This window comes from Pseudomonas tumuqii, from assembly GCF_013184545.1.
Lineage (GTDB): Bacteria > Pseudomonadota > Gammaproteobacteria > Pseudomonadales > Pseudomonadaceae > Aquipseudomonas > Aquipseudomonas tumuqii.
Genome location: NZ_JAAOJA010000019.1, coordinates 42,837 through 53,165, shown reverse-complemented (window position 1 = coordinate 53,165; position 10,329 = coordinate 42,837). Strand labels below are relative to the sequence as shown.

Below are 10,329 nucleotides of genomic sequence, written 5' to 3'. Positions count from 1 at the left end.
AAAAGCTGACTCAGTTACAACGCTGGGCCGTCGAGACCGCCGCGCGCATTGGGCACAACAAAGCGGCTGTGGCCCTGGCCAACAAACTGGTACGGATCTGCTGGGCGGTGTGGTGCCATATACGCATTGTTATATTTCAATGGCGAGGTAGGCTTTCCTGACTGTTTCTTCACCGTAGATTCTTTCTAGTCTTCTAACGGTAAAGTGGCCACGGCTTATACCTTGGAAGTGGTCTATGAACAAAGTGTTAATAATTGCACCTCCTGCCGCCCCAATTATTGGCACCAGTTGGGCCATAGCCTTTTCTGAAACTTGGATGTTGAATCGTGCAGCAATTTTGGCTATGAAACTCAACAGTGCTGGTATTTTTTCAGCAATGGCTTCGCCAGCTTGTTTTCCTGCAAGATGAGATGCGGCTTCAGTAACAAGGCTAGCGAGAGACGCGCGGACAGCGTAGTAACCTGATTCAGCAGCATCATCTGACTTTGAGTTTCCACCTAATGAGAAGACGGACAAGCATTGTAGGCGGACTTCCGCATCAGTAATTTTCTCCCCGTTGGCTCTGGCAATATCTGCAATTGAGCGAAGCATTACTGTAGTAGAGATCGGCAGCTCAATTGCAATTGCAGATAAACCAAATGCTCCGCCGATAGCGCCCGTTGCGGCAACGGTAGCCATGTGAAGCTTCGGATAAGAGTCTGCGGACTCTGAGTCCATTGTATTGGTTGCCCACTCAAGTGACTTGCTTAAAGAGGAGTTCGTGGCTTTGGCAATTTTTTCTTGCCAGCCATCAGGTAAGCACTCAATGCCTTTTTCAATTGGCGTGCCAATAAGGTCGGTGGCTTTAATTATGAATGATGTTTTTTCAAGAAGAATTTTTGACTCTTTGAGTTCGGCTATATGGTTTTCTGGTATCTGCACAAAATTTATCCTTGGAATATAACAGTGATTAGATGGAGTTCTTCGTTAATCCGATGGTAGTGAATTCCGCATAAGCACGCGCCAATTTTGAATTCTGAAAACGATAAAACCTTACAAATCAAAAATTTACGGCAGTTCGTCAGGTGTTTTCCTGTATTCGCTTGACTTCCGCATTCTGCTCTACCATTACCACTGTATGAAAAACAGTAGTCGAAAGCCGACATGGGCAGTTCAACCTCCAAGCCGCTCCTGCACGAGCAGTTGCGTGCGGTGAATCGTTTGCGTCATTACAGCGTGGTACGGACGCAGTAACAGCCACTCTATTGGTATTGAATTCGCGACTTCATTCGTTGCCAGCCGTTGAGTTGAGCGGGGTCGATACTCATGCCTGGCTCGGGGTGGTCGAGGCGGCCGGTCTGCGGATAAAGGCTATCGACTGCGGCAGGCACGCTACCGCCCTCCCCTGCGCGCAACGGGGCTGGCGACTGCATGGCTAAAAAGACAGGGAGCAACGGCGGTCCTTGCCGGATAGGCGGGGTTGGCTGGCATTCCCTTGGATTGGCCGAGCATAGTGCAGTGTGCCGTTCGAGCCAAGCCAGGGCTCCTGCGGCCTGGCAACGCACACCCGGGCTGTGGCTGAGACGCCGAGCGTCTCGGGCTGCATGGCCACGCGGACGGTTCGACGCCTCGACGTGGGGACGATCAAGCCTGACATGGATCATGGGTTGCCCAAATTCCGGCAATCCGCCTGGGGGGACGTGGGTGATTTGAGCCTGGCTTCGCGGGTGTGGCCTGCTCCTGAGCTCGCATCTGCAGGCAGTCACGCGGGCAAGCTTCGCGGGCATGGCCCGCTCCTACGTGCGTATCTGTGGCCAGATGCGCGGACAAGAACAAGCACCCGACGCCGGGCAGCGTTTCCTCAAGACGTTCTCAGCACGGGAGCCTTCAGCGGCTGGGCGATCCAGGTCTCGAAGGCCTCGGCCGGCAGCGGTCGGCTGATCAGGTGGCCCTGGGCGGTGTCGCATTGCCAGCGTTCGAGCAAGCGCAGGCTGCAGGCCAGCTCGACGCCCTCGGCGACCACCTTGAGACCCAGGCTGTGGCTCATCTCGATGGTCGAGCGGACGATCACCGCGTCTTCGCTGGCGTCATCGAGGTCGCGGATGAAGGACTGGTCGATTTTCAGCTCCTGCACCGGCATGCGTTTGAGCTGGGTCAGCGAGGAGTAGCCGGTGCCGAAATCGTCCACCGACAGGCTGATGCCGAGATCGCGCAGGCCATGCAGCACCTGCAACGCCAGCGTGGGATTGACCATCACCCCGCTCTCGGTGATCTCGAATATCAGTTGTTCGGCCGGCACCTGGTAGCGCCTCAGCAATTGGCCGACACGGGTCGGCAGCTTGGGATCGATCAGGTCCTCGGTGGAGATATTCAGCGACAGCTGCACGCGCAGGCCACGGCCATTCCACTCGCACAACTGGCGTAGCGACTCTTCGATCATCCAGGCGGTGAGGCTCTGGATGCTACCGGTGCGCTCGGCCAGGGGAATGAACTCGCCCGGCGCAAGCATGCCCAGCTGCGGATGCTGCCAGCGCAGCAGGGCTTCGGCCTGGCGCACCTGGCCGGCGGCGATATCCAGCTTGGGCTGGTAGTGCAGGAGCAATTCGGCGTTGTCGGGGGCCAGGCGCAGGTCGCGGATCAGGCGAATCTGCCGCTGGTGTGCGGCGTCGCGGCCACGCTCGTACATCTGCAGGCGGCCGGGCAGTTGCGCGGCGTCCTGCATGGCGATGCTGGCGCGGCGCAGCAGATCATCCGCGGTTTCGCCATCGGCCGGGTAGGCGGCGATGCCGACACAGCAATCCAGCACGACCTCCTGATTGCCGATGCGCAAGGGCTGGCTGAGCAATTGCTGCAAGCGGTCGCCGACCACTATGGCGCTGTCGCCGTCGCTGTTTTCCAGCAACAGCAGCAGCTCGCTGGTCATCAGCTGAGCCAGGCTGTCGCCGGGGCGCAGGCTGGCTTGCAGGCGTTGACTGAGCTGCTGCAGGGCCAGGTCGCTGGCGCCCGGCCCGCAACTGTCGTTGAGCGCACGCAAGTTGCCGACGCCGACATACAGCAGCGCCGTTGGCCGCTCGGCGGCAATCGCACTGCCGAGCCGCTCCAGCGCCAGGGTGCGGTTGGGCAGGCCGGTCAGCGCATCATGCAGGGCGTTGTGCGCCAGTTGCCGCTCACGTTCGGCAATGCCCTGTTGCATGTGGTGAAACGCCTTGGCCAGGCTGCCCAGCTCATCGCTGCGGTGCAGTTCGAGGGGCATCTGATAATCGCCCTGGCCCACCCGCTCGGCCACGGCCGCCAGGCGTTGTACCGGCCTGGAGATGGTGCGCGCCAGCAGCAAGGCACCGCCCAGCGAGGCCAGCAGTGCGGCCAGGGCGATCAACAGGATATTGCGATCCAGCGGGGCGAAGGCCTGCTGCGCCTGGGTCATGGATTTGTGCAGCAGGGCCTGGACCTGAAAGCCATCGCCACTGGCGAGTACCAGGCGCTGAGCCAGATAGCGCTCTGCGCCGATCAGCAGCAGAGCGTCGGCAGCGACGGCCTCAGCCGCCATGTCGTCCTGCAGCAACGCCTGCGTCGAGGCGGGCAAGGTACTGATCCAGATTGCCGGCAGGTCATCCTGGCTGGCAACCAGGGTCAGCTCGAGCATGGTCAGTTCACGCAGCTCACGGGCGAAGGCCTGGTCGACGCGGAAGCCCATCATCACCCGCGCGATCGGCAGGGGCGCGCTGACCGTGGCCTGCACCAAGAGGTAGATGCTGTTGCCGATCGGCAGCAGGAATATCTGCCCGCCTGCGCGCTGTTGCGCCACCACCTGGGCACTCAGGCGCGCGGCGGTCTGCCCGCTGATCAACGGGTCGGTACTCAGTTCAAGACTGCCATCGAGGCCGAGCATCATCACCGCGTCGGCATTGATCCGGGCGCCATGATTGGCCAGCGCCGAGCGAATGGTGGCGCGATCGCCACCGGCCACCGCCGTCTTGAAAGCGAAGTCAGCGGCCAGCACCTGCACCGCGTCGTGCAATTGCCGGCCGCGCACAGCGAGCAGTTGCTCGAACACCCGCGTGCCGACATCCAGCTGCTCCCGCGCCTGGCTGCGCACGGCCGCGTTGGTGGCGGCCTGCACGGCGAAATACAGCGCGCCGACCACCACCAGCAACAGCAGGATCAGCACACTGGCGATGCGCGCCTGAAAACTACTGGGCAGCATCGCGCGTCGCGCTGTTCAAGGCATCGGCAAAGGCGCTCGATGGCGCCAGCGGCGCGACTGCGGCGGGTGCCTGCATGGCGGGAACCTGCGAGTGCCACAGGCTGACGGCCCACAGCGCCGGGCTGATCGAGCAGAGCTTGCCCGGCAAGGCGGCGCGCAATGGATCGAGGAAAAGTCTGCTCATGCGATCACTCCTGCACGGCGCCAAGCGCACCGCGATAGAAAGACTCGCCTCCCTGGCAACTCGTAGATCGAATGCGCCTAAGACTAGCCGGGCACAGGCAGAAGAGCACGCAATAGCGCGGGAGAACCCCGCGGGAACTGCTAGGTTACTGGGCGGCGCGCACCCGCTTGGGAGTCAGGCCGAGGTAGCGGCGCATGGCGGTGGTCAGTGCGCTCTGGCTGGAAAAGCCACATTCCTCGGCGATGCGGATCAATGGCAGACCGCTCTCGCGCAACAGCCGGGAAGCGCTGTCGAGGCGGGTCTTCAGCAGGTATTGATGGGGGGTCAGGCCGACGCTGTCCTTGAACTGCGCATGAAAATGGCTCGGGCTGAGACAGGCGACCTGGGCCAGCTCGGCAACGCTGATGCGCCGCGCCAGGTGCTCGACGATGTAGCCGTCCAGCCGTTCCAGATCGAGTGCCCCCGGCACCCTACCGGCTTGCTCGCCGAACAGGCGCAGATGCAGCGCGCGCAGCAGCACGCCACCGAGGGCGCGCGCCAGCAGCGGGTCGCTGCCGTAGCGCTCCAGTTCGGCACCGGCGTAGCTCAGCAGGTTCTGGAAGTCGGCGTCCAGTTGCGGGTAACGCGGCGTCTCGAACAGATGGGTCAGCAGGGCCAGGTCTTCGCTGGAGGTGTCCTGCTCATCCAGGTCGATGATCAGCATGCGGTTGTCACCCATGCCGGCAAACTGGTGATCGGCATCGCCAGGCACCAGACAGGCGCGCATGCGACACACTTCACCGCCACGGCCGTTGACTTCGAACTCCGCACGACCGGTCAGCGACAGCACCAACTGGTGGTGATCGTGGGTGTGTTCATGGGCCTGGTCATCCAGGCGCAGCAGGCGCGCTTTGAGCATTGCAACGACAATTCCGCAGACGTGTACTGGCACTTTAACCAGTTGTGCGGGCCGCCGTCACCCCCTGCGACCAGCGGCTGGCCGGCACCTGCGACCCGTTGCAGCACAAGCGGCCCGCTCGCGCACCAAAACGGCCGACACGCCCCTCGTCCGCACAAAAATAGCGCACCAATCCTGGCCAATGACCGGACACGACTGCGCCCGCGCCTGGTTTTCCAGCAACTGGCAGGAGAGTTGCTAGCACTCCCCTAATGCACTTCGTGCCCATCCAGGATTCGCCCCATGGAACTCAGCATCGCCCTGGCCTTGGCCGCGGGCCTGTTTCTGCTCGGCCAGTGGCTCAGCCAGCGCGCCACTCGACGCCACCGGCAGGCACTCGGCCAGCTGCAAAGCACCACCCTGCTGCGCACCCTCGAATTGCTGCAGACCTTGCAGAAGCACCGCGGCCTGGGCGCGCAGCAGGACATCGTCAGCGTCAGCCAGCGCAACGCCCTGGCCCGCCAGCTCGACCAGCTCTGGCTGAACTGGCCGGGCCCCAGCCTGCAACTGCCGCCATTGCAGCAGGACTGGCCGCAGCTGCGGCGCAATCCGGCCGACTTCGAGGCCCACAGCCGGATGATCGAAGCCCTGCTGACGGTCATCGAGCAACTCGAGGAGCGCCTGTGCCTGCACGACTCGCCGGCACTGCATGGCCTGGGACCGGCATTCCGCCACCTGGAAGACCTGGCGCGCCTGCGTGGCCTGGCGATGCGCGCGGCCAACTACAACCAGTGTCCAGCCGGGCTGCAGCTGCAGATGCGCGAGCTGTGCCAGCAGCTCGACGAGCCCGCCCACACGGAACCCCTGCACAGCCTGCTGCAACGTCTGCAGCGGGAGCTGATAGACGCCAGCCAGACGCGTCTGGCACCCAACGATTACTTTGCCCTGCTCACCCCGCTGATCGACGCTCGCTTGAACGACTTGCGCCATGCTCTCGAGAACCGCATTGCACCGAGCTGATTGAAAAGCGCCATGCGTTGCCCCATGTAGCACTTAACGTGCAACTACAGGTGCCGCATGAACGAGCCACAGGACATCGAAATCGTCGCTGAACAAGCCAGCGAACCCGAGCACGACCGCCGCAGCGACCATGGTCTGGCGTTGCCCGACCAGCAGTTACCGGACAAGCTGTATGTGATCCCGATTCACAACCGGCCGTTCTTTCCCGCCCAGGTGCTGCCGGTAATCGTCAACCAGGATCCCTGGGGCAAGACCCTGGAACGCGTCGCCAATACCGCGCACAAATGCCTGGCGCTGTTCTTCATGGACAACCCTCCGGTGGACGGCGCCAGCTTCGACCCCGACCGCCTGCCCGAACACGGCACCCTGGTGCGGATCCACCACGCCACCGAGGAAGGCGGCAAACTGCAATTCGTCGCCCAGGGCCTGACCCGCGTGCGCATCCGCGGCTGGCTCAGCCGCAAGCCGCCTTACCTGGCGGAAGTCGAATACCCGAAAAGCCCGGCCGACCCGCGCGACGAGGTCAAGGCCTACGGCATGGCGCTGATCAATGCGATCAAGGAGCTGTTGCCGCTCAACCCGCTGTACAGCGAAGAACTGAAGAATTACCTCAACCGCTTCAGCCCCAACGACCCCTCGCCGCTGACCGATTTCGCCGCCGCCCTGACCAGCGCCCCCGGCAAGGAATTGCAGGAAGTGCTGGATACCGTGCCGATGCTCAAGCGCATGGAGAAAGTCCTGCCGCTGCTGCGCAAGGAAGTGGAAGTCGGGCGCCTGCAGAAAGAACTGTCGGCGGAGGTCAATCGACAGATCGGCGATCGCCAGCGCGAGTTCTTCCTCAAGGAGCAGCTGAAAATCATTCAGCAGGAACTGGGCCTGAGCAAGGACGACCGCAGCGCCGACATCGAACAGTTCGAGCTGCGCCTGGAGGGCAAGACCCTGCCCGAACAGGCGCGCAAACGCATTGACGAAGAACTCAACAAACTATCGATCCTCGAAACCGGTTCGCCCGAATACGCGGTCACCCGTAACTACCTGGACTGGGCCACCGTGCTGCCCTGGGGCGTGTTCGGCAAGGACAAGCTCGACCTCAAGCACGCGCGCCAGGTGCTCGACCAGCACCACGCGGGGATGGACGACATCAAGGAGCGGATCACCGAGTTTCTCGCCGTCGGCGCCTTCAAGGGCGAGATCGCCGGCTCCATCGTCTTGCTGGTCGGCCCGCCCGGCGTCGGCAAGACCAGCATCGGCAAGTCGATCGCCGAATCCCTCGGCCGGCCGTTCTATCGTTTCAGCGTCGGCGGCATGCGCGACGAGGCGGAGATCAAGGGCCACCGGCGCACCTATATCGGCGCCCTGCCCGGCAAACTGGTGCAGGCGCTGAAAGAGGTCGAGGTGATGAACCCGGTGATCATGCTCGACGAGATCGACAAGCTCAGCAGCAGCTACCAGGGCGACCCGGCCTCGGCGCTGCTGGAGACCCTCGACCCGGAGCAGAACGTCGCATTCCTCGACCACTATCTGGATCTGCGCCTGGACCTGTCCAAGGTGCTGTTCATCTGCACCGCCAACACCCTGGACTCGATCCCCGGCCCCCTGCTCGACCGCATGGAGGTGATCCGCCTGTCCGGCTACATCGCCGAAGAGAAACTGCAGATCGCCAAGCGCCACCTGTGGCCCAAGCAGCTGGCCAAGGCCGGCGTACCGAAGAATCGCCTGGCCATCAGCGATGCCGCCTTGCAGGCGCTGATCGAGGGCTACGCCCGGGAAGCCGGGGTACGCCAGCTGGAAAAACAGCTCGGCAAGCTGGTGCGCAAGGCGGTGGTCAAGCTGCTCGACGACCCCGCCAGCAAGGTCAGGATCGGCCCCAAGGATCTGGAAGCCTACCTCGGCATGCCGGTGTTCCGCCGCGAGCAGGTGCTGTCCGGGGTCGGCGTGATCACCGGCCTGGCCTGGACCAGCATGGGTGGCGCGACCCTGCCGATCGAGGCGACGCGCATCCACACCCTCAATCGCGGTTTCAAGCTCACCGGCCAACTGGGCGAGGTGATGAAGGAGTCGGCGGAAATCGCCCACAGCTACATCAGCTCGCACCTCAAGCAGTTCGGCGGCGACCCGGGCTTCTTCGACCAGGCCTTCGTCCACCTGCATGTCCCCGAAGGCGCCACACCCAAGGACGGCCCCAGTGCCGGGGTGACCATGGCCAGCGCCCTGCTCTCGATCGCGCGCAACCAGGCGCCGAAAAAAGGCGTGGCCATGACCGGCGAACTGACCCTCACCGGCAAGGTCCTGCCGATTGGCGGGGTGCGCGAGAAAGTCATAGCCGCGCGCCGGCAGAAGATCTTCGAGCTGATCCTGCCGGAAGCCAACCGCGGCTCCTACGAGGAACTGCCGGACTACCTCAAGCAAGGCCTGACCGTGCACTTCGCCAAACGCTACAGCGATGTGGCCAAGGTGTTGTTCGACTAGCCGCTGAACCCGTAGCCCGGATTGCATCCGGGCTACGGGACGGCAAAAAGCATCGCGGGCATGGCCCGCTCCTACGAGTTCTACGTCCTGCGAGACTTGTGCATAAACATAGGATCTGCAAAAGCCCTCGGCGGCTTACGCCTTGCCCTGCACAGCGGCTATGCTGGCAGGCGTTTGCCGACCCCAGGAGTTCACCATGCCTACCGCCTACCGCCTGCTGCTGCCGCTCGGCCTCGCCCTGTTGAGCGCCTGCGCCCACCAACCCGGCAGCCTGACCGTGCAAGAGCAAAGCCAGTGCCCGCTAAGCCTGCGCAGCGGCCAGCAGGTGATCCTGACCCTGCCGAGCAACCCCACTACCGGTTTCCGCTGGGTGCTGCGCGACGGCGCCAGCAGCCTGCTCGAAAGCCTCGGCCCCGAGGTCTACAGCAACCCGGAAGACGCCGGACTGATCGGCAGTGCCGGCCAGTCGACCTGGCGTTTCCAGGCCAGACAGGCAGGCGCAGGCCACCTGCTGCTGACCTATCAGCGCCCCTGGGAAACCGAGGTCGCCCCGGCAAAAACCTTCGACTGTCCGATCCGGGTCAAGTAAGGCGGGTCGCGGCACCGCCCTGGGCTGGGCGTTGTCGAGGAGCCTGGCGCCACAGCCGCTCGGAGGTTGTGAAACTATCGAGCGCCGTAGTCAGACCGCCTCCAGGCGTTCACGTAGCGCAACGCCGCAGCGGGCGCGTGGGGGCGATCGCAGTAGACGAGAGTTTTTTCACAACCTCTCAACCTGTAACAACACCCGCTCGGCTGTTAGGCAAACGAAACAGCGAATCCCGACTAAATTAACTGTATGGCGTGACGGTATCCGACTTGTGGGAGGACGACATGGCGACCCGCTGGCGTGAGACTTTGGTAGTCGTGGCTTTGATCGGTTTGAGTGGCTGCGGCAGTCTGCTACCCAGCGAACGAGCTGAAGTGCAGTCACCATTCATCGATTACCTGGATGCGGAAATGCGCTATTCCCAGGCGGTCAACGGCATGACCAGTCGCGCCGAGCTGTTCTCCCTGGGCTTTGACCCGCTGACCCAGGGCAACGGCAAAATGCTCTCGTTCATCGACGTACGGCTGATGTTCGTGCAGCCGAACATCCCCATCGACTACCTGCCGGACGGCCTAGTGCAATGCCTGGAGGCCAAGGATCGCTGCATCGGCTATGCCTTCGAATTCACCAAGAGCGATACCCAGCGGGTCGGCAGTTTCTGGGCCGACGTGTTCAACTTCCGCAAACAGCGGGCGATGCAGGGCTGGTCGTTCCGCGCGGTGTTCGTACTGGTCGACGACACCCTGGTGCACAAGGTCAGCAACGGCGAGCCGAACATTCGTCATTTCGAAGTCAAACGCAACCCGTTGGGCCCGCTGCAGGGCGCCGGTGAGTATTTCTCCGATCAGTTGAAGTAAGCGCGGTTCGCCTGGACGCCGCTCAGGGCTGAGAGTATCGAAGCCCTGGGCGGCAGGGCGGCCACCCCCTCCTCCCTATGCTGCGCACCAATTTTCCCTGGGGAAGAAGGACACAAGGGCGTCGTCGCTGCGCGACTTTCACGCTAAAATCGC

8 protein-coding genes and 1 pseudogene are annotated in these 10,329 nt (G+C 62.8%); 5 read left to right on the top strand and 4 right to left on the bottom strand.

From position 1 onward, the window contains the following. Positions 1 to 161, top strand: a pseudogene (locus G9C89_RS22780) (IS110 family transposase); the annotation flags it as partial. On the opposite strand, the gene G9C89_RS22775 reads toward G9C89_RS22780, so the two are convergent. From G9C89_RS22775 to G9C89_RS22760, 4 genes are all read right to left on the bottom strand, one after another. Then, on the bottom strand, positions 130 to 921 hold the full coding sequence (locus G9C89_RS22775) for an EcsC family protein (protein ID WP_172152570.1): 792 nt from the start codon (positions 919 to 921) through the stop codon (positions 130 to 132). The pseudogene G9C89_RS22780 and the gene G9C89_RS22775 overlap by 32 nt on opposite strands. 919 nt (positions 922 to 1,840) lie before the next feature. Further along, the gene (locus G9C89_RS22770) at positions 1,841 to 4,183 is read right to left on the bottom strand and encodes a bifunctional diguanylate cyclase/phosphodiesterase (protein WP_172152568.1); all 2,343 of its coding nucleotides are present in this window, start codon (positions 4,181 to 4,183) and stop codon (positions 1,841 to 1,843) included. Next, positions 4,170 to 4,367, bottom strand: coding sequence for a hypothetical protein (locus tag G9C89_RS22765; protein ID WP_172152566.1), 198 nt, complete (start codon positions 4,365 to 4,367; stop codon positions 4,170 to 4,172). Before G9C89_RS22765 ends, G9C89_RS22770 begins: the two co-directional genes overlap by 14 nt. Before the next feature lie 145 nt (positions 4,368 to 4,512). After that, complete coding sequence (locus G9C89_RS22760) at positions 4,513 to 5,265, bottom strand: helix-turn-helix transcriptional regulator (protein ID WP_172152563.1); 753 nt, start codon at positions 5,263 to 5,265, stop codon at positions 4,513 to 4,515. Positions 5,266 to 5,547: 282 nt separating this feature from the next. Between G9C89_RS22760 and G9C89_RS22755 the strand changes: the two genes are divergently transcribed. The 4 genes from G9C89_RS22755 to G9C89_RS22740 all read left to right on the top strand — a co-directional run bounded on the left by G9C89_RS22755 (position 5,548) and on the right by G9C89_RS22740 (position 10,176). Continuing rightward, on the top strand, positions 5,548 to 6,264 hold the full coding sequence (locus G9C89_RS22755; RefSeq protein WP_178115667.1) for a hypothetical protein: 717 nt from the start codon (positions 5,548 to 5,550) through the stop codon (positions 6,262 to 6,264). Positions 6,265 to 6,321: 57 nt separating this feature from the next. Next, on the top strand, positions 6,322 to 8,733 hold the full coding sequence (lon, locus tag G9C89_RS22750) for an endopeptidase La (RefSeq protein ID WP_172152561.1): 2,412 nt from the start codon (positions 6,322 to 6,324) through the stop codon (positions 8,731 to 8,733). 196 nt (positions 8,734 to 8,929) lie between these two features. Next, positions 8,930 to 9,322, top strand: a complete 393-nt coding sequence (locus G9C89_RS22745; RefSeq protein WP_172152559.1) for a protease inhibitor I42 family protein — start codon at positions 8,930 to 8,932, stop codon at positions 9,320 to 9,322. A gap of 281 nt (positions 9,323 to 9,603) precedes the next feature. After that, a complete protein-coding gene (locus G9C89_RS22740) occupies positions 9,604 to 10,176 on the top strand; it encodes a hypothetical protein (RefSeq protein WP_172152557.1) in 573 nt (190 codons plus the stop codon). The last annotated feature ends 153 nt before the right edge of the window (positions 10,177 to 10,329 follow it).